20 protein-coding genes are annotated in these 20,673 nt (G+C 43.8%); 3 read left to right on the top strand and 17 right to left on the bottom strand.

Translation table 11 applies throughout. The features are described 5' to 3' along the window. Positions 1-47: 47 nt before the first annotated feature. Positions 48-830 carry an EAL domain-containing protein gene (locus MCT08_RS06860; protein WP_274678101.1) on the bottom strand — a complete coding sequence of 261 codons (783 nt, stop codon included), beginning with the start codon at positions 828-830 and terminating at the stop codon, positions 48-50. Next, positions 827-2,458, bottom strand: coding sequence for a bifunctional diguanylate cyclase/phosphodiesterase (locus MCT08_RS06855; RefSeq protein ID WP_274678100.1), 1,632 nt, complete (start codon positions 2,456-2,458; stop codon positions 827-829). Before MCT08_RS06855 ends, MCT08_RS06860 begins: the two co-directional genes overlap by 4 nt. 211 nt (positions 2,459-2,669) lie before the next feature. Between MCT08_RS06855 and MCT08_RS06850 the strand changes: the two genes are divergently transcribed. After that, positions 2,670-4,931: a YgiQ family radical SAM protein gene (locus MCT08_RS06850; RefSeq protein ID WP_274678099.1), complete on the top strand. Its 2,262-nt coding sequence runs from the start codon at positions 2,670-2,672 to the stop codon at positions 4,929-4,931. A 43-nt stretch (positions 4,932-4,974) separates the two neighbouring features. Here the strand turns inward: MCT08_RS06850 and MCT08_RS06845 are convergent, their stop codons facing one another. From MCT08_RS06845 to htpX, 9 genes are all read right to left on the bottom strand, one after another. Further along, positions 4,975-5,499 carry a DUF3833 domain-containing protein gene (locus tag MCT08_RS06845; RefSeq protein WP_274678098.1) on the bottom strand — a complete coding sequence of 175 codons (525 nt, stop codon included), beginning with the start codon at positions 5,497-5,499 and terminating at the stop codon, positions 4,975-4,977. After that, positions 5,496-6,056 carry a chalcone isomerase family protein gene (locus tag MCT08_RS06840; RefSeq protein ID WP_168521723.1) on the bottom strand — a complete coding sequence of 187 codons (561 nt, stop codon included), beginning with the start codon at positions 6,054-6,056 and terminating at the stop codon, positions 5,496-5,498. The genes MCT08_RS06845 and MCT08_RS06840 overlap by 4 nt, the downstream gene beginning before the upstream one ends. Then, positions 5,989-6,534, bottom strand: a complete 546-nt coding sequence (locus MCT08_RS06835; RefSeq protein ID WP_274678096.1) for a DUF2878 domain-containing protein — start codon at positions 6,532-6,534, stop codon at positions 5,989-5,991. The genes MCT08_RS06840 and MCT08_RS06835 overlap by 68 nt, the downstream gene beginning before the upstream one ends. After that, entirely contained in the window at positions 6,531-7,778 is a 1,248-nt protein-coding gene (locus MCT08_RS06830; protein WP_274673188.1) for an SAM-dependent methyltransferase, read from the bottom strand. Before MCT08_RS06830 ends, MCT08_RS06835 begins: the two co-directional genes overlap by 4 nt. A 12-nt stretch (positions 7,779-7,790) precedes the next feature. Further along, entirely contained in the window at positions 7,791-8,573 is a 783-nt protein-coding gene (locus MCT08_RS06825) for a DUF1365 domain-containing protein (RefSeq protein ID WP_274678660.1), read from the bottom strand. A 23-nt stretch (positions 8,574-8,596) separates the two neighbouring features. Continuing rightward, positions 8,597-9,871, bottom strand: a complete 1,275-nt coding sequence (locus tag MCT08_RS06820; protein ID WP_274678095.1) for an NAD(P)/FAD-dependent oxidoreductase — start codon at positions 9,869-9,871, stop codon at positions 8,597-8,599. Between the two features lie 25 nt (positions 9,872-9,896). Further along, positions 9,897-10,628, bottom strand: a complete 732-nt coding sequence (locus MCT08_RS06815; protein ID WP_171980989.1) for an SDR family oxidoreductase — start codon at positions 10,626-10,628, stop codon at positions 9,897-9,899. Continuing rightward, positions 10,625-11,044, bottom strand: coding sequence for a nuclear transport factor 2 family protein (locus MCT08_RS06810; protein WP_172533083.1), 420 nt, complete (start codon positions 11,042-11,044; stop codon positions 10,625-10,627). Before MCT08_RS06810 ends, MCT08_RS06815 begins: the two co-directional genes overlap by 4 nt. Positions 11,045-11,291: 247 nt before the next feature. Next, positions 11,292-12,158 (bottom strand): protease HtpX, encoded by an 867-nt coding sequence (htpX, locus tag MCT08_RS06805; RefSeq protein WP_053309293.1) that lies wholly within the window; start codon positions 12,156-12,158, stop codon positions 11,292-11,294. A 316-nt stretch (positions 12,159-12,474) separates the two neighbouring features. On the opposite strand from htpX, the gene MCT08_RS06800 reads away from it, so the two are divergent. Then, positions 12,475-12,642: a hypothetical protein gene (locus MCT08_RS06800; protein WP_168521717.1), complete on the top strand. Its 168-nt coding sequence runs from the start codon at positions 12,475-12,477 to the stop codon at positions 12,640-12,642. Positions 12,643-12,696: 54 nt separating this feature from the next. Here the strand turns inward: MCT08_RS06800 and bioD are convergent, their stop codons facing one another. From bioD to bioB, 4 genes are all read right to left on the bottom strand, one after another. Further along, on the bottom strand, positions 12,697-13,380 hold the full coding sequence (bioD, locus tag MCT08_RS06795) for a dethiobiotin synthase (protein ID WP_274678094.1): 684 nt from the start codon (positions 13,378-13,380) through the stop codon (positions 12,697-12,699). Then, positions 13,377-14,135, bottom strand: a complete 759-nt coding sequence (gene bioC / locus MCT08_RS06790) for a malonyl-ACP O-methyltransferase BioC (RefSeq protein WP_255091658.1) — start codon at positions 14,133-14,135, stop codon at positions 13,377-13,379. The genes bioD and bioC overlap by 4 nt, the downstream gene beginning before the upstream one ends. Positions 14,136-14,233: 98 nt before the next feature. Further along, the gene (gene bioF / locus MCT08_RS06785) at positions 14,234-15,385 is read right to left on the bottom strand and encodes an 8-amino-7-oxononanoate synthase (RefSeq protein WP_274678659.1); all 1,152 of its coding nucleotides are present in this window, start codon (positions 15,383-15,385) and stop codon (positions 14,234-14,236) included. Next, complete coding sequence (bioB, locus tag MCT08_RS06780) at positions 15,372-16,424, bottom strand: biotin synthase BioB (protein ID WP_053309290.1); 1,053 nt, start codon at positions 16,422-16,424, stop codon at positions 15,372-15,374. Before bioB ends, bioF begins: the two co-directional genes overlap by 14 nt. Before the next feature lie 133 nt (positions 16,425-16,557). Between bioB and bioA the strand changes: the two genes are divergently transcribed. Next, the gene (gene bioA, locus MCT08_RS06775; RefSeq protein WP_176246498.1) at positions 16,558-17,847 is read left to right on the top strand and encodes an adenosylmethionine--8-amino-7-oxononanoate transaminase; all 1,290 of its coding nucleotides are present in this window, start codon (positions 16,558-16,560) and stop codon (positions 17,845-17,847) included. A 65-nt stretch (positions 17,848-17,912) separates the two neighbouring features. Here bioA and serS read toward each other — a convergent pair whose 3' ends face one another. Together serS and MCT08_RS06765 are read right to left on the bottom strand one after the other, a co-directional pair. Continuing rightward, positions 17,913-19,220, bottom strand: coding sequence for a serine--tRNA ligase (serS, locus tag MCT08_RS06770; protein ID WP_168786648.1), 1,308 nt, complete (start codon positions 19,218-19,220; stop codon positions 17,913-17,915). Between the two features lie 103 nt (positions 19,221-19,323). Continuing rightward, a complete protein-coding gene (locus tag MCT08_RS06765; RefSeq protein WP_171980984.1) occupies positions 19,324-20,673 on the bottom strand; it encodes a replication-associated recombination protein A in 1,350 nt (449 codons plus the stop codon).

Below are 20,673 nucleotides of genomic sequence, written 5' to 3'. Positions count from 1 at the left end.
AATGTGTCTGGGCGCGATGATAGCAAATTTATTCAGCTGACTAGAAGTCAGTTCGTACTCAGATGCATCAAAACATCATCTGCCGTTATTATTCCTACATATCTTCCCTCTCGTACAAGCACCCAAGGAAAAGGGATTTTTTTCTTAATTAGGTGAGTAACCGTTGATAGTTCCGTCATAACATCTAATTGAGTGAAGGTTGTGCTCATTAGCTGATTGACAGGGCGCTTCCAAATAACACTTTCTTTTGCATTTTCAAGTTCCGTACCCATTGATGGACTCAAGTGTAAATTCAATGCGGCTTTATTGACTAAACCCACACACTGCCCATTGTTGATAACAGGCAGTGAGTCGAGAGCCGTTGCTTGAACGTACTGATTAGCTAAGAAAATGGAATCACCAGGGTCTAGCCTAGGCACGTTTGAGCGAACCAAGAGCAATAATGTATTGGCCCTATCGCTTTCATCTTCAGTTGTATTAATCACATTCAAATGCGCTTTGTAGCGATTCGCATGAGCAATATTTTCTAATGGTAACGGTTTAGAAAATAAATACCCTTGTAAGTAGTCAACACCGAGCATTCTTAACACTTTCATTTCTTGTTCGGTTTCCACACCTTCGGCAACCACCTTAACGCCTAGAGTATGAGAAAGGTCTGTAACCATTTTGACAATACTGTACTTACGAGTACCAACCGCAATATCCGTCACAAATTCCTTATCAATTTTTAATAAATCGAATTGGCGATCACTCAAATAAGTAAAAGAAGAGTAACCCGTGCCAAAGTCATCAATCGCTATAGATACACCTAACTTGCGCAATTCATTCATTGCATCATAGGATTTCCCCCGGCTTCTTGGCTCGAAAAATAGGCACTTTCCGTCAATTCAATCGTGATGTGTTTGGGGTTACAACCGCTACTTTTAATAATGGCTGCGGTGTTGTTTAGTATTACATCCGAGCTTAGCGATGTATTCAAAGACCGATTGATGGTAATTCCTGTCTCTGAACCAAATATTTTTTGTAACGTAGCCAAACTTCGCAGAGAGATAAAAGCCACTTGTTTATCAAGCTGAGGAATGATGTTCAGCTCTTCAGCAATGGTGATCATTTCTTGAGTGTCAACCAGTTCACCAGCTTCATTAGTGAAACGACACAACGCTTCAAATTTAGCTATCTTGAGCGTTTTGGTGTCGACAATCGCTTGGAAATAAACGGCAATATCACCCGTCGCTATTTTTTTGGTCACTAAATCCTCCAACGCTTTTCGTCGTTGAAGCTGTTCATGAATACTACTTTGATAGAAATTAACCGATTTACCTTGGCCGCCATGCATCTCTAACATCGCTTGTATCGCATGTGAGACCATGTGTTTAGGGCTATTTGCATCTTGTCCAAACACTGAAACCCCAATCCGGCACTTAGAAATCATTTTAAATATTTGCGGTGGCATTTCATTTTTAATTTCATAGATAAACGCCTTAATTTCTGACGAAATCAGAGCACTTTGATTGGTATTCGCTTCACAGGTTGTTGCTAAGCAGACACCAAAAATATCAGCGCCTAAGTAGCCTGAAATACGCGCGGTCGCACTTCTGAGCAGCATATCTGAAAACAATTTGCGATCAGAATAGGCGGAATCCCCCTCAAAAATAGGGTTTAAGGCCATCAAAATAATTAAACGATTGTGATTACCCACTTCGCAGATTTGATCGAGTAGAGAGATAAGCTTGCTCTTAGTAGGTAACTGGGTGTGGACATCGACCTCATCAATTTCGACTTGCGCCGTTACTTCTCTTTTTTGGGAAACATCCAACGTTAAACCAAGATAATAGCTATCCCCATTTTCTAGCTGTATTTTCTGAACCGTTAGATCTCGCGGTGATGCGTGACCTTTTGCATGGCGGTTTAAAACCACACCATTCCAATAACCTTTGGTTTCAATATCACTCCACATTTGTTTAAAAAAACTTGGCGAGTGTTTTCCAGCATTAAAAATATTGGTTTTACAACCGAGCAACTCTTGCTGCAAATAACCAGTTTGTTTTTCAAATAAAGTGTTACAAGCCAAAATACGTGTTTGGCTGTCAGAGATCACAATACCATGGTGTTGGTTATTGATAATACTTTGGAATAACCCCGCCACGCTGACTCGCGTTTTCTCACATAACAAGACGGTCATCAGTCCACTTAGTACACCCCGCTGCTCAAGGGATACAGAAAAACTGACAAAGCAAAATGCATAAGACTGGGTGACTAGGCAACAAGAGAACTGCTCACTTTTCCCTGTTTTCAATACGTTAGTAAAGAGTTCTTTGGCATGGGCAGCGATATCTTGCGTCATATAGCTCAAAATATCGTTGACCTTTTGTGGTGCTGAATCATCAGGGAAAAGAGTGGTAAACATGTGTTTATCACAATCGAAATCTGAGGTGTTAATGTTGAAAGACCACCACATTTGTCTATTCTGTAAACTACCTTCTATCACGGTCTATATCCTTTCTGCATTTGCTATTTTCCATAATAAACTCCGTGAGTTAATGACAAGTATAGAACGTTATTATTCATATAATCTCATAATTTTAGTGTTTCGAATGTGAGGTAGGTAGAACTGGCTACTCTTGATCTTAATCGCTATAATGCCCGGCTAATAAATCAGAGGTCAAAATATGCACAGCAACATCACTCCTATTCATCAATATAAAAAATACTGGGCAGAGTGTTTTGGAATTGCGCCATTCTTGCCAACCAGTAGAAAAGAGATGGATGCCCTAGGATGGGACAGCTGTGACATCGTGATAGTCACTGGTGACGCATACGTTGATCATCCAAGTTTTGGCATGGCGATCATTGGGCGCCTATTGGAAGCGCAAGGTTTCCGTGTCGGTATCATCGCGCAGCCACAATGGCACAACAAAGACGCCTTTATGGCTCTGGGGAAACCAAACCTATTTTTTGGTATTACCGCCGGCAATATGGACTCGATGATCAACCGCTATACCTCTGACAAAAAATTACGTCATGATGATGCGTACACACCGAATAACGAGGGTGGTAAACGTCCAGACCGAGCAACGCTTGTCTATTCGCAGCGCTGCCGCGAAGCTTACAAAGAAGTACCGATTGTGCTTGGTGGGATTGAAGCGAGCTTACGACGCGTTGCGCATTACGATTACTGGTCGGATAAAGTGCGCCGTTCCGTCTTGTTTGACGCCAAAGCTGACATTCTGCTGTTTGGTAATGCAGAACGTGCGTTAGTTGAAGTCGCGCACCGCCTTGCCGATGGCGAGAACATCGCTAGCATGACTAATATTCGCGGTACGGCGGTTAACCTTGCCTCCGAACCAGAAAATTACACCATTGTTGATTCATCTCGTATTGAGAAACCGGGCAAAGCATTTGTACCGATAAACCCATACGCGGTGGAAACACAATGCGAAACTAATCAAGAAAAAGAAGCCGAAGCAAAACCAATCACGATTCGTCCTTCTCGTCATGATGCCGCCACGACCGCTGTGCGTATACCTGCATTTGAAAAACTCAATAATGACCGCATTCTTTATGCCCACGCCAGCCGTGTACTGCATTTAGAAACCAATCCGTATTCAGGTCGCGCATTGATTCAGCGCCATGGCGACCGGGAACTGTGGGTTAACCAAGCGCCTATTCCACTCACCACTGAAGAGATGGATTACGTATTTGGTTTAACCTATGCCCGCGTACCTCACCCTATGTATGGAAAGGCGAAAATTCCGGCTTACGATATGATCAAAACCTCGGTCAATATCATGCGTGGCTGTTTTGGCGGTTGTTCATTCTGTTCTATCACCGAACATGAAGGGCGTATTATTCAAAACCGTTCTAAAGAATCAATTTTGAATGAAATGGAAGAGATACGCGATAAAGTGCCTGGCTTTACTGGGACCATTTCTGATTTGGGTGGACCAACGGCTAACATGTATCGTTTAGGTTGTAGTGACCCAAAAGCCGAGATGAACTGTCGCCGTCCGTCTTGTGTCTTCCCGGGGATCTGTAACAAACTTAATACCGACCACAAGCACACTATCGATTTATATCGCGAAGCGCGTAAAGTAAAAGGCATCAAAAAAGTGATGATTGCTTCTGGCGTACGCTATGACTTGGCAATTGAATCACCAGAATATGTCCGTGAGCTAGTGACGCATCACGTGGGTGGCTATCTAAAAATCGCTCCAGAACACACCGAAAAGAACCCACTTGATCTAATGATGAAACCAGGTATGGGCACTTATGATCGCTTTAAAGAGATGTTTGAAAAATACAGCGCTGAAGCAGGTAAGAAGCAGTATTTGATCCCTTACTTTATCTCGGCTCACCCGGGCACTGAAGATGAAGATATGCTGAACTTAGCGTTATGGCTGAAATCTAATGACTTCGAATGTGACCAGGTTCAGAACTTCTACCCGTCACCTATGTGTAACGCGACGGCGATGTATTATTCAGAAACCAACCCACTGAAACGCGTGAAGTATAAAAAACGCGAAGAAGTGCCTGTGGCGAAAGGTGAACGTCAGCGCCGCTTGCATAAAGCACTATTACGCTACCATGACCCACTAAACTGGCCAATCATTCGTGAAGCTTTGATCAATATGGGTAAAAAACATTTGATTGGTGACCGACCTAACTGCCTAGTACCTGCTGAAGATCTGGATGCACGTACACCAGCACAACGTCGTAAATCAGGCCGTCATGGTGCAAACCGTTTTGCCACCAAACATACTAAAACTCAGCCTGGCTTTGATGCACTAAATCCGCGTAAAGAAGCAGCAACTTCATCGAATAAACCACGCTCTAGTAGCACGGCAAACAACAAAAACAGTGCAGGGAAACGAGGTGGGAATAGCCAGATTTCGCGCCCGGGCTCTAAGAGCAAGCCGCAAAGAGCTAGGTAATATTCTCACAAGCTAAGCTAATAATAAGGCTCCGACTGGAGCCTTATTGCTTTTCAAAAAACAGCGTTAACGTACCCACTTCGATGCCAAGCTTTTTAATCTTGGTTAAATTAAACACTCGCTTTTCATCTTGGCGGTATAACCAATCATCAAAGCTCACGGTCACCGTTGAATCACCATATGGCAGCGCAAAATCATACTTCCATTGCAATGCGTTACCTTGTTCTTTGCCTTTGGCCTGACCAATAACATCATCGGCATTGCCAATGTATTGATTAGTATCAGTACGCTGTATCGTCCAGATTCGCTGGCTATTTTCACCATCATCAAACACAAAATCCTCTATCAAGGTTAAGGTATCTCCCTCAACTTGACCTTGGATTTTGACCTCAAAACGCCGAGTTTGCTGACCAGTGTAATCTTGCACCATTCCCCAAGCTAAAGTTGTCCCCGAGAAATACTCAAATAGATTAAATGTTGGTGTCTGATTGCGGTAATCGTCTAAATCCGCAGAACAACCCATCAGCAAAAGCAATATTAAACATAAAGTGTGCTTTAGTTGTTTCATCGATTCATTCCTATCAACTGATTTCGAAGCTTCGGATATTCACTATTAGGAGATAACCAAATAGATAAAAATGCGTCATTAAGTGCCTCATCATCGATTTCACCAATCTGCTGCTCAGCACCTGTAACGGGGATGAAAACAAATTGTCCTAACCGCCCATCAGAGATATAAACCAAACGTTGACCATCCGAAACATCGGGAAAAATAGTTTGTAACTGCGTTATCCAGCCTTGTACTTGGCTATCTGAGTACCCTAGCTTTGTCCATTGCTCAGCGGTTGCTTTCAGCAGTTGCGGTTGACTGATGTCTCTTTGATAACGGATTTCAAGCGCAATGGGGTGTGGCGATACATCATCAGACTGCTGATAGACACCGAGCGGAGAGCGTAGTTGTGAAGAATAGATATCCAGCCACAACCAAGATAGAGTCGCTTGGCCAACCACTGGCCACGAATTCCAACTAGGTGTGGATGCTTGCGAAGTCGCTGCACTAGCGCTTGTGATTATGCATTGCAGAGTGATGGCGACTAGATAACGCTTTGTTTTTAAGCTGAACATCTCTGAATATCCTTAGCATCAATGTGCAAATCATGGTCCATTCGAGCCACAGAATCAGCAAAACTGGCAATGTCGGCAATCCAAATTGAGCCGCTCCAAGCCTTTGCGCAGCCCAGTAACAGAGGCACCCAGAAATACCTCCAATCATTGATACGAGAGCAGAAGGGAAACGGTTCACATATTGAACGATATAATAGGCGTACCAAGAGAACGCGAACCATAGTGCCATTAGCCATATAGGAAACTGAGAGCTTGGGAATACGATAACGTCGAACTTCATATTCAACAAATCGACGGTGACACCCACAAAAGCTAAAATAATCACTCTTTCTAACGCGATACGCTGCTTGATAACGGTGTATATCAAAGTGGCTAGTACCAGACAAACCGTGACCCATTGCCATGCGTCTGTTCCTAACACAGCGACCAGCCAAATAATTTGAAACCAAACCGATACTAACCACAGTTTTTTCATCATAGCGGCCTTTGTAATGTCATATGCACCGTACTAATACTCTTAGCCAGAAAACCACCTTCGCAGTAGCAAAAATAGTAGCGCCACATACGAATAAATTTTTCATCGTAACCCAGTTGTCGAACTTGTTGCTCCGCTGCGTCAAATCGCTTACGCCATTCTTCTAAGGTTCTTGCGTAATCTAAACCAATATCGAACAGATCACGCATCACCAAGTCACTGTGTTTGGTCGCCGCTTGAGCAAGCACGGTTACCGATGGCAAAAATCCTCCTGGGAAAATGTATTTTTGGATAAAGTCGACGTTATTGCTGTAATAGTCATAACGCTGATCAGTGATGGTTATCGCTTGAATTGCCATTAAACCTTGTGGTTTGAGTAACGACTGACATTTTTTAATATAAGACGGTAAATACTCTTTACCGACCGCTTCAATCATTTCGATAGAGACCAACTTATCGTATTGACCTTCTAGTAGGCGGTAGTCTTGTTTGAGTAAAGTAATTTGATTCTCTAAACCATTCAAAGCAACCTGCTGTGCAGCATATTGGTATTGTTCTTCGGAAATAGTCGTCGTTGTCACGCGGCAACCGTAGGTCTTAGCCATGTAAATAGCCATAGCACCCCATCCGGTGCCAATTTCAATTACATGATCACGGCTAGTGAGTTGCAATTGCTGGCAAAGTCGTTCCATTTTATTGACCTGAGCTTGCTCTAAGCTCTCATCCTTAGATAAAAATAACGCGCTTGAATAAAGCATCTTTTCATCAAGAAAGGTGTGATAAAGCGCATTTCCCAAGTCGTAGTGGGCGTGGATATTTTCCCTCGCTTTATCAATCGAGTTGCGGTTAAACCAATGGGTTATTTTATAAAGCAACTTTGTGAAGATGCTGCTTTTCGCTTCAATGCCATCTAACGCGGAAAGGTTTCGCGCCATTAATTCCATCAGCGTGGTCAAGTTTGGACTTTCCCACCAACCATCCATATACGCTTCACCAGCAGCAATGCTGCCCCCCTTTAGAAGACGGGCATAAAAATGAGGATCTCGAACTTCAATACTAGCATTAGGTTCACCCTCTCTTGGCGTACCGAATGTTTCTCTTGATGTCGCAGAACCATCAGTAAACGATTCAATGATGGTCAGTGTTCCAACTTCTAAACGTTGCAGACATTTTAAAGTGATACTGCGTGCACTCTTTTGCAAACTCGTTAGTTGCTTGGGCAACTCTAAAGATTCTGAATTCTGCATTGAGCGTTCTCCTTATTGTTCTTTCTGTTTTGACGACGATTCAGATGCTGATGATTGATTCGCTTCAACTGACGGTGGGTGAGAATAAAAAGGTGCACCTTTCAGCCAAAGTTTTAAAGCATGCCAATAAATACCTATAGTCACTTTTACTGCCATTACCGGTGTTTTGATCAATAACTTAAGTAAATTTTTTGAATTAAAACTTTGCTCTTTCATCGCCAGCGTTGCATCGAATTCTTTATCATTACGATGACACTCTAAATGCACCATTAGTGAAGAAGTTAACGGCTTCAGTTTCCATACATATTGTTGCTCAATCGGGTTAAATGGAGAGACATGGAAGGCTTTGTCATGCTGCCAATTACAACCTTGCTCACCGGCTTCTGCTTGAATTGCGTAGTAATGACGTTCATTCCATGGGGTATTACTCACTTCGGCCAATAAGTAGCGCCACTGGCCGTCATTATCATAAAGATAGTAGAAATTGACCGGGCTGAAATAAATGCCTAGATAACGAAGATGACAAACCGCCAGCACTTTACCGCAGACTCTTTCACCGGTGAGCTCAAAGACTTTATCTTGCACGCTTTGCTTTAACTCACCGCTTCCCAAATAGTCTTGACGATAAAATCGTGCCCAATGCCACCACTTATCACCAAAACCCCAGACGTTTTTAGTCAGTTGTGGCAACTCATCGAGATCAATACAAGGCATAAATAACGGGTAATTGAGCGCATGCTCCACAGGGGTAAAGCGTCGATGGCGAACCGTTCCTACCATTAAGCGACTTTGCATAGCTTCATCTTCCATCACCATCGTTATGCGGCACCCTTGATTTGAGCGATTTGCGATTCAAGCTTAGTTACAACATCTAACGCACTTTTCACGCCATCTTCATGGAATCCGTTATGCCAATAGGCCCCACAGTACCACGTGTTATTGACACCGCTTACTTCGGCTTTTCTCTGTTGTGCTGCTATCGACTCGGTAGTGAAAACGGGGTGATGATACGTAAATTGGCGCAGTATTTTGCTCGGCTCAATCCGATTAGTGCTATTCAATGAAACACAGAAAGTCTTTTTACTATCAATATGTTGTAAGATGTTCATGTTGTACGTTAGTGCCGGCAAACGAGATTCTTCACCTTCACTGCCATCCAACCAGTAATTCCAAGAAGCCCATGCGGCCTTGCGCTTCGGCAATAGGTTTGCATCGGTATGTAAAACAACCTCATTAGCTTGGTACTGCATTGCCCCTAGCACTGACAGTTCGGCTTCAGATGGCTGCGCCAACAGACGCAATGCTTGATCACTGTGACAAGCAAAAATAACGTGGTCGAACAGTTCAACGCTGCCATTAACCGTAATCTCAACACCTGATGGCGTGCGCTTTACCAAAGTGACTGGACTATCAAGGCGAATTTTATCTTTAAAACCTTGGGTAAGCGGATCAATATAAGCACGAGATCCGCCTGCAATCACATACCACTGTGGGCGATTGGTGATGTCCAATAAACCATGATTAAGGAAGAAACGTAAGAAGAAGCTCAATGGAAATGCACGCATATCCGCTAATGACGACGACCAAATTGCCGCGCCCATAGGCAGGATATAGTTCTCACAAAAATAGTCAGAAAACTGATATTGATTAAGAAAATCGCCCAAGGTCTGCATCGATTGGTGCGCATGTTCAGCTTGCTCTTTAGCCAGACCATTGAAGCGGATTATCTCAAAAATAAAGCGATAGAACTTAGGATTAACCCAATTACGCTTTTGCGCGAATAAGCTTGTTGCCGTATGCCCATTATATTCCAGACCATTATCATCATTGCGCACACTAAAACTCATTTGAGTCGGTAGGCCTTGCACTCCAATGTCGTTCATCATCTGAATAAAATTAGGATAGGTTCTGTCATTGTAAACAATAAAACCAGTGTCTATCGCGTAATGCTGACCTTCTACCTCAACGTCAACCGTTGCGGTATGGCCACCAATATAGTGGTTTGCCTCAAACAAGGTGACATCGTGTTGTTGATATAAATGGTAGCCGCAGGTTAATCCTGAAATTCCTGTACCAATAATGGCTATTTTCATAACTAAACTCCTTTGTTACGGCCCATTACGAATGATTCAATAATGCCGAGACTAACTTACCTTGCCATGCATATGGCAATGAACCGATGACGCGCAAAATTGACGTAAAACGCGCCGGAAAATAGATGTTGGATTTGCCTTTCGCTAAACCTTGGCGAATCGCCTGAGACGCATATTCAGTGGAAACCATCATCGGCATAGAAAATGTGTTTTTATCGGTCAATGGGGTTGAAACGAAACCGGGAAATATTGTGCTGACAGCGATACCTTTAGCCTGCCAATCTAGTGCTAAAGTTCGAGCTAAATAACTCACAGCGGCTTTGGAAGCACCATACGCCTCTGCTCTCGGTAGCGCGATTTCACTCGCGATAGAACCGACAATGGCAAGGCGGTGACCTTGGACTAAGTGATGCTGAAGACCTTCAATACAGTTAGCTAAACCAATAACATTGATGTTAATGACTCTAGCAAACAATGCTGCATCCATCTTGCCATCGTCTATATACTCACAGTCTCCGGCGTTTAACACCCATAGCGAAGGTACAAAGGGTAAGTCATCCAATACTGTTTTGGTCTGAGCTGCATCGGTAATATCAAACGCTAATGGGAAAATTTGTTGCGGATGAGCATGTTGTAGCGCTTGTAATGTTTGGTGATTGCGTCCACAAGCAATGACCTGCCACCCATCTTTGGCATAATCAACGGCAAGTTGATAACCAATTCCTGACGTCGCCCCTGTAATCAATACCGCGTTCATTGCCCTAGCCTCTGTTTTACCGCACGAATAACACTTCCGAGTAGTGGTAAGTTTTCGTAAAGCATTTCTCCAAGATCAAAATAGTCTCGATGGTAAATCACTTTGCCATCTTGAAATTTTAGATGACTCATTCCTTGAACATGAATAAGAGAGCCTTTTCCTAACTTGGGGTGCTGCAAGGCCATAGTCCATGTGAGAAAACCAGAATTTCCCATTTGTTGCTGCTCATGGATGATAAAATCACAACGAGTCACATTTTGGTAAAGGTTATTGAAATATTCGGAAAGCGAAACCTTACCTTCAAGGCGATGAGCAGCATCTTCAAACACAACATCATTGTGATAGACCTCATCAAGTAAATGAAGATTCGCTTTATTGAGTTTCTGATAAACCTCACTGACCGACTGAACATCCATTTGTCTTACACCTCAAAAGTTATACAAAAAGATAACATGTACAAAATAGTACAACCTGCAAAGTTATACAAAAAATACTTTGTATAACTGAGCTTCTGTTCGGTAAATACGTAAACAGTTGCGAATTAGATCAAAAATATCATTTAAAAACCAAACTGTTACTTATCGGTAATGCTTTGGGATAGGCATAAAAAAGGCCAATGTCGAAACATTGGCCTTGGTCATTATTCATTGATTACATTAACTATTAAGAGTTTCGTAGCGCTGCAATACGCTTATCAAGCGGTGGGTGGCTCATCAACAACTCGGTCATTGAACGCTTACCGTTAATTCCAAATGCCATCATTGAGCCTTCTAACTGCGACTCCTGACCCATTTTCAAACGCTCCAACGCCGCGATCATTTTGTGCTTACCCACGAGGCTTGCAGCACCAGCATCAGCATGAAACTCACGATGACGGCTGTACCACATGGTAATAAAGCTTGCTAGGAAACCAAAGACTAGCTCTAAAACCATCGATACCCCGAAATAAATCATCATATTGCTGCCACCTTCGCCTTCCTCTGAATCACGAGAAGCAACAATATTAGCAATAAAACGTGACAAGAAAATCACAAAGGTATTCACGACACCTTGCATTAGCGTCATGGTTACCATGTCACCATTAGCAATGTGGCTAACTTCATGGGCCAGTACCGCTTCAGCTTCATCTCGCGTCATGCTATGCAATAAACCTGTTGAAACCGCCACCAGCGAGTCATCACGCTTTGCCCCCGTTGCAAAAGCGTTAATATCTGGTGAGTCATAAATCGCAACCGTCGGCATACCAATACCCGCTTGTGAGGCTTGGCGACTTACGGTTGCAAGCAACCAATGTTCTGTTTCATTACGTGGGCTCTCAATCACCATTCCGCCAACAGAACGTAATGCCATGCTCTTTGACATCAATAATGAAATGAATGAACCACCGAAACCAAACACGGCCGCCATGATGAGTAAGCCAGATAGGCTTCCAGGCTGCATACCTGTGACAGCATAAACAATATTTAACACAACGCTAAGAACCAGCACCACCGCAAGGTTGGTCGCTAGAAATAACATGACTCGCTTCATTACTTTTCTCCGAATGGAACGCTTATTATGTGGCTCAGACAGTCAGCGACGCTAACATTCACCTCAGCCGTTTTTCATACATATATAGTCTAGGATTTGGAAAACAAGGTTAAGTGATAAATTGAAACATTTAATGTCTAACTCATTCGCCCGATAAATACTACCAACTTTATTGATATCAAGTATAGAAATAAGAGTGGGCAAGTTACGACAAAGATTTTGTTTTCATTAAGACTTTGGTCGTATTGAGCGCAGAGATTAAAACGACTACATTGCTGGCAGAATCTTGATTTCCCCCATGCATAAGGAATTCATCATGGCTGAAACTAACAACTATCAAATGGCGATTGATTTACTGTGCTGCCACCTAGGTATTTCAGAAGAAGAAGCTAAGCAACAATTGGGACTTGGCAGTGCTTCAACTGTGCAGCAACACATTACCGACACTTACCAGGCTTTGATGGGATTGTCGCAAGAAAAATAATAAGAAGATTAAAAACAAAGGGCTGCGAATCTGCAGCCCTTTTGTATTACCTGCTTATTTAGATAGCAACGGCTCAACATTAATGTACTTACCAAGATCTTGACGTTTAGCACTTGGTACATAAGGAATTTCACCCAGCTTAGGAGCGTCGATACGCCCTTGCAACATCTCAATAATATCAGCGTAATGCTCTGTCCCTGGGTTGACTCGGTTTGCTATCCATCCGACTAAATTCAAACCGTCAGCTTTGATACTTTCAACCGTGAGCAATGCGTGACTCAAGCAACCAAGTTTAATACCAACCACCAATACGACGGGTAGTTGTTCTTGCTTAACCCATGTCGAGAGGCAGTCAGTGTCTGACACTGGCACTCGCCAGCCACCCGCACCTTCAACCAAAACGATATCCGCATGTGCTTTGTGCTTGGCTAGTTTTTCACTCAGAAGCGCATAGTCAATCTCGACGTTTTCATGCTTTGCCGCGATATGCGGTGATGCAGGTAACTCAAGAGCATATGGGTTCACATCCCCATATGCCATTTCTTTAGTCGCCGCTTTCATCAAATGCAATGCATCTGAATTACGAAAACCAAATTCTGTTTTATCGCTGCCTGCGGCAACCGGTTTGTAACCAATAGTCGCTAAGTCCTTGGCGGCTAATGCTTGTAATACCGCTTTTGAAGCGACTGTTTTTCCAACGTCGGTGTCCGTACCCGCAATAAAAAATGCATCAATCATCGATGTATAACCCCTAAACAAACCTGATAAGTTGCAGGTAGAAGACCTTGATGGTTTTGAAATGCTTGGTATGCCTGTTCCACTTGGAGCAAAATGTATCGACTCTTTAGGCCTGGTGAGCGTCCACTTACGTGATTCGCACCAATACCTTTGAGATCTTTCATTAAAGAAAATGCTTTGTCATACCAAACTGTGATCGAGGGCAAGTCTAATTGATACTGATGACAGTGAGATTGCGCTAACGCAATTTTTACCTGATTGAAGGTAATGAAATCATTGACGTGTTGATATGTATCAATTTTCATCCAAGCTTGTTTAAGCTCAAACAGCGAGCCATCAAGCAACGTAGAAAAATACGCCACTCCTGACGTCTTAAGCACACGGCGTATTTCATCTAACGGCTTTGATAAGTCATCACACCACTGCAAGGCTAAACTTGAGAAAACATAATCAATACTATGGGCTTTAAAAGGCAAGCATTCAGCGTCAGCTTGAAAATATACCACCCCGTCATCACCACATCGTTTTTTGGCTTGAGCCAACATCTCTACCGAAAGATCAGCGCAAATAAGGTTTGCCCCTCTTTGGCGTAATAGCTCAGAAAAATAGCCAGTACCACAGCCCAAGTCTAAGACCGTTTTGCCCATTAAGTCTTGAGGCATTTTATCCAATAAGCGCTGCCCAACATCACGTTGAAACGCGGCATGCACATCGTAGCGTTTAGCGGCTTTACCAAACGCCTGAGCGACTGCCATTTTGTCTGTTGTCTGATGGTTTTCTGGTTTTGAACCGGCTTCCAATTGTAGATAGCTTTCCAGTTGCACATCGTTTGCTAGGTAATTGACTTGTGACATTACCGATGTTCCTCTAACGAGCGCTGAAGCTGAGTTGTTAATTGTTCAACCTGTTGTATTGAGTGGTTAGCGGTTAATGTAATCCGTAGCCTTGCACTTCCTTGCGGCACTGTCGGTGGGCGAATGGCAGTTAACCAACACCCTGCATGGCGCAATTGTTCTGCGACATTAACCGCTTTAAGCGCATCACCAATCACAAACGGCTTAATCGGTGTTGGTGTATCAACATAACCACTAAAACTCTTCATACGGCTCGCATAATGCGCTTGCAGCTCTGATAATTTTTCTCGGCGCCACTGCTGTTGCCTAACCATCGAAATAGCATAGGAAAGAGCATAAGCTTGCGCAGGTGGCATCGCGGTAGAATAAACATGATGACGAGCAAACTGGGTAAGAAAATCTCCCACCGCATGGCTACACAAAACAGCCGCCCCCGACAAACCAAATGCTTTACCAAAAGTGATCACTAATAACTGTGGCTTAATGCCAGCCGCATTACAACTGCCCGACCCGCCATCACCAAGTACCCCGATTCCATGCGCATCATCGACTGCCAACCAAGCTTTGCCTTTTAAAGCGCTATCAATGTCACCAAGCGGTGCACGATCACCATCCATACTAAACACCCCCTCAGTAACAACTAAAGTGTTGCTATCGTTATCAAGTAATTGGCATAGATGATTAGCATCATTGTGTTTAAAGCGCTTCATCGTGGCATCACAAAGCCTACCCGCTTCCATTAAGGACGCATGGTTAAGCTTATCTTGCAACAGCAAGTCGCCTTTTTCGAGTAAGCTGAATAACATGGCTTGGTTGGCACTAAAACCAGAACCAAGCAAAATGGCGCGTTCATAACCGAGCCATTCACACAGTTTGGCTTCAAGATTTTGATGGGCAGGGCTAAACCCCGTCACCAGCGGAGAAGCTGCACTTCCGCAACCATATAAAGTCAGCCCATGCTGCCAGGCTTGAATCAGCTCAGCATCGCTCGCAAGACCAAGATAATCATTACTGGAAAAATTGAGGAAATTCACTCCATCTTTGATTAATTGCGCTTGGTTACCCGCCTCAACAGTAACGAGACTTCGAGAAAGTCCCATTTCACGACGCTGACTAAGAGCGGCTGAAACGCGAGAGTTAAACGCTAGCATCGTAAAAAAGGTCATCTTTGCTTGGACGAGAGGCAACACGCTCTACCACGCGATCAAGTAATTCACTTGCTTCGATTTCATCCGGTTTTTGACTGACTTGTTGGCTATTGATACCGAGCTTGTTGAACAACTGCATATCACTGTCTTCATCCGGATTTGGCGTAGTTAGCAGCTTACAACCATAGAAAATAGAGTTAGCGCCGGCCATAAAACACAGAGCTTGCATCTGTTCATTCATATTTTCTCGACCCGCAGAAAGGCGCACTGCCGATTGAGGCATCATAATACGAGCCACAGCGATCAAACGGATAAAATCAAACGCTTCCACATCTTCGGCTTGTTCAAGCGGTGTGCCTTTAACTTTCACCAACATATTGATCGGCACACTTTCAGGTTGAGTCGGTAAGTTCGCTAATTCCACCAATAATCCAGCGCGATCATTAGCACTTTCACCCATGCCAATAATGCCACCAGAGCAAATTTTCATGCCTGCATCACGAACGTGTGACAAGGTATCTAAACGGTCTTGGTAAGTACGCGTGGTAATAATGTTGCCGTAATATTCTGGCGAGGTATCAAGATTGTGGTTGTAGTAGTCAAGCCCTGCACTTGCCAATTCTTGTGCTTGATCTGGCGTTAACATTCCCAAAGTCATACACGTCTCTAAACCCATCTCTTTTACGCCACCAATCATCTCTTTTAGCAAAGGCATGTCACGTGCTTTCGGGTTTTTCCACGCCGCTCCCATGCAAAAACGGGTAGAGCCAGAATTCTTTGCTTTTTGTGCGGCATCTAACACGCGCTCAACTTCCATCAAACGTTCTTTGTCGACATCCGTACGGTAGTGGGCACTTTGCGGACAATACTTACAGTCTTCAGGGCATGCGCCAGTTTTAATCGAAAGCAGCGTACTGACTTGAACATAATTATGCGGGTGGTATTGACGATGAACGAGCTGCGCTTCAAACAGCAAATCCATAAAAGGTTTTTTGAGCAGTTCGTTGACTTCAGCAACTGTCCAGTTATGACGAGCTTCCACGTGTATTCCTTAATCAGTTTTATTATTTTGATGCTTGGCTAGTTTAGCTACAAGCGATAGACTGTCAACAATAAGAAAACACGATGATTTACATCTGGTTATTTTATAACCATCAATATCATATGGATTTGCAATGGATTTAGCCTTCGACCGCCAGCATATCTGGCATCCGTATACTTCGACCCTAACACCTCTGACCTGCTACCCGGTGACCCATGCCCAAGGTGTAAACCTCTATTTGGAAGATGGCAGATGCTTAATTGATGGCATGTCGTCTTGGTGGTCAACGATTCATGGTTACAACCACCCATACCTTAATCAAGCCGCACATCAACAAATAGATAAGATGTCGCATGTGATGTTTGGCGGTATTACTCATCAACCCGCCATTGATGTGTGTAAAAAATTGCTCGCATTGGCACCCAGTAACCTAGCGCAAGTTTTTTTGGCTGATTCTGGTTCTGTGGCAGTAGAAGTGAGTTTAAAAATGGCACTGCAATATTGGCATGCTAAGGGAGAGCAGCGACCAAAATTTCTCACACTACGTCATGGCTATCACGGTGACACTTTTGCGGCAATGTCAGTCACCGACCCTGATAATTCAATGCATAGCCTTTATAAAGGATTTTTGCCAGAACATATTTTCGCTCAGTCACCCACTTCAGGTTATTGGCAAGAGTGGGATGAGAATGACATTGCCGACTTTAAACATAAGCTTTTGGATAATCATCAGCAAATTGCCGCTGTGATCCTAGAACCAATAGTCCAAGGCGCCGGAGGAATGCGAATTTATCATCCTGAATTTCTACGCCAAGTTCGCCAATTGTGCGATGAAACGGGCGTGCTTTTAATTCTCGATGAAATTGCTACTGGTTTTGGCCGTACGGGGAAATTGTTTGCTTGTGAACACGCCGCCATTAAGCCCGATATCTTATGTGTCGGTAAAGCCTTAACGGGTGGATATATGACGCTTTCCGCAACGCTGACCACACAAGTAGTTGCAGACACGGTATGCGGCGGTGAGGCAGGCTGCTTTATGCATGGCCCTACTTTTATGGGCAACCCACTTGCTTGTGCTGTCGCAACCGCCAGTTTAGAGCTGATTGAACGAGGAGATTGGCAACAGCAAACCCGACGCATTGAAGCGCAATTTGCTAATTTGCTACCAAAGCTGAACGATTTTGACCTAGTAAAAGAAACTCGCTGGCTGGGCGCTATTGGTGTGGTTGAAACTCACCACCCTGTCAATATGGAAGCGATTCAAAAACTATTTGTTGAACACGGGGTCTGGATTCGACCCTTTGGTCGCTTAATTTACATGATGCCGCCATTTATATCTCAGCCTGATGAGATTGAAAAATTAGTTAAAGCTGTTGAAGCCGCGCTAAAAAATTGGCAATGCTTTCAATTTGATAACCTTTAAACGTTACGATTATGCATAAAAAAACCGACTCGAAAGTCGGTTTTTGCATTGAATCAACAGCATCATTAACCGATGTGTGTTGCGCCACCCATGTAAGATTGCAGCGCAGTAGGGATAGCAATACGACCATCCGCTTGTTGGTTGTTTTCCAAGATAGCAACCATAGTACGACCAACCGCAAGACCAGAACCGTTAAGGGTGTGCACCAACTCAGGTTTGCTCGCGCCTTTACGACGAAAACGAGCTTGCATACGACGTGCTTGGAAATCCCACATATTTGAACAAGATGAGATCTCACGGTAAGTCCCCTGTGCTGGAACCCACACTTCCAAGTCATAGGTTTTACGTGCACCAAAGCCCATATCGCCAGTACAAAGTACGACTTTACGGTATGGAAGCTCAAGCAATTGCAGTACTTTTTCAGCGTGACCGGTTAACTCTTCTAGTGCAGCCATTGAATCTTCTGGGCGCGTGATTTGTACCAACTCAACTTTATCAAATTGGTGCATACGAATAAGACCACGAGTATCACGACCATAAGAACCCGCTTCAGAACGGAAACATGGTGTGTGCGCCGTCATTTTAAGTGGCAGATCCGCTTCATCTGAAATGGTGTCACGCACTAAGTTCGTTACTGGTACTTCAGCTGTTGGGATAAGAGACAGTTTACGTGGCTCTTCATCATTCACTTTTTCAGTTAGTGGCTCAGTGTGGAATAGGTCTTGACCAAATTTAGGTAGCTGACCAGTACCGAATAGGCTGTCTGAGTTCACAAGGTAAGGCACGTACATTTCTGTGTAGCCATGTTCTTGAGTGTGAAGATCCAACATAAATTGTGCAATAGCGCGGTGTAGACGAGCAAATTGCCCCTTCATCACGATAAAACGTGCACCAGTGATTTTAGTAGCACTTGCGAAATCTAGGCCATCAGCCATCTCGCCTAAATCAACGTGATCTTTCAATTCGAAATCGTAACTTTTTGGCTCACCCCAACGAGAAATTTCTACGTTGTCATTTTCGTCTTTACCATCTGGTACAGAGTCATCTGGTAGGTTTGGTACCGACAGAGTCACCATATCTAATTTTGCTTGGACATCAGCCAACTCAATTTTTTTCGCGTCAAGATCACTCCCTAGAGAACCAATTTGTTTTTTGATCTCTTCTGCGCCAGCTTTATCACCAGCTGCCATTTTTTGGCCAATTTCTTTGGAGATGGAGTTGCGCGTGGATTGTAAATTTTCAACTTCTACTTGAATGGATTTACGTTGTTCTTCAAGTTGACGAATTGTCTCAACGTCGAGTTTGAAACCGCGACGCGCTAATTTTGCAGCTGTTTCATCCAGCTCAGTGCGAAGTAATTTAGAATCCAGCATTGCTAATCCTATGCTTTTAGTTATGAAAAAACGCGCCTGCATCCCTTTTTAGTAAGAGCAGCACGTATAGAAAATTGAACCAGACAAAGATAACGAAAAGACACTATTTTTCATAGCGCTTTTGTGGGCTTTTTGCGTCTAAACTAGCCAAGTAATCTAACTTTTCGCCAATTTTGGTTTCTAAACCTCGATTTGTTGGCAAATAGTAGCGAGTTTCGATCATCTCAGGAGGCAGATAACGCTCCCCCGCCGCATAAGCACCGAGTTCATCATGGGCATAACGATATTCAGCACCATAACCAAGATCTTTCATCAAACTGGTCGGGGCATTACGCAAATGAGGCGGCACCTCGTATTCTGGTAAATTATGAGCGTCAGCTAAAGCTTGCTTCCATGCGGTATAAACTGCATTACTTTTTGGTGCGCAAGCTAGATAGACTATTGCTTGTGCAATAGCGCGCTCGCCTTCAGCAGGACCAACACGGGTAAAGCAATCCCAAGCCGCTAATGCCACTTGCATCGCGCGCGGGTCAGCATTACCAACATCTTCTGAAGCGATAGCTAGCAAACGGCGAGCAATGTAAAGCGGGTCACACCCGGCGGCAATCATTCTCGCGGACCAATACAGCGCTGCGTCAGGGTTTGAACCACGAATCGATTTATGCACGGCAGAAATCAAGTCGTACCAAATGTCCCCTTTATTATCAAAACGAGAAACTTTTTCACCAGCTACTTCCGCTAGCAGCTTCAACGTAATTAACTTTTCTCCTTGCGCATTTTCATCCGCCATATCGAACAAAAGTTCAAGATAATTCAGTGACATACGTGCATCACCATTGACTAATTCAGCCAAGCGTTCGAGCACGTTATCCATAAACTGCGCGGCAATCTTGCCCAAACCTCGATCTTGATCTGCAATGGCTTGATTGAGTGCAAGTAAGATTTCGTCTCTATTAAGTGAAGTAAGCTTATAAACACGAGCACGAGAAAGCAGTGCGTTATTGAGTTCAAATGAAGGGTTTTCGGTCGTGGCACCGATAAAAGTAACCGTGCCATCCTCGATATGCGGTAAAAAAGCATCTTGCTGAGATTTATTAAAACGGTGCACTTCGTCCACAAATAAAATAGTGCGACGCCCAGCCATTTTGTTTTCACGTGCTTTCTCTATCGCGGCGCGAATTTCTTTGACACCGGATGTGACCGCTGAAACCCGCTCAACCTCAGCATTGGCATAATTCGCCGCAACTTCAGCTAGTGTGGTTTTTCCTGTGCCAGGAGGCCCCCACAGAATCATCGAGTGAATATGGCCCGCTTCTAATGCTCGGCGCAATGGTTTCCCCACCCCGAGAATGTGTTGCTGACCAATATATTGTTCGACAGTTTGTGGGCGCATTCGCGCTGCCAGTGGACGAAAATCTTCATCCCCTGAGAAATCTAAGCTGTAGTTACTCAC

The sequence above is a fragment of the Vibrio aestuarianus genome (assembly GCF_028858425.1).
Classification (GTDB): Bacteria; Pseudomonadota; Gammaproteobacteria; order Enterobacterales; family Vibrionaceae; genus Vibrio; species Vibrio aestuarianus.
This window is presented reverse-complemented; position numbering and strand designations above follow the sequence as displayed.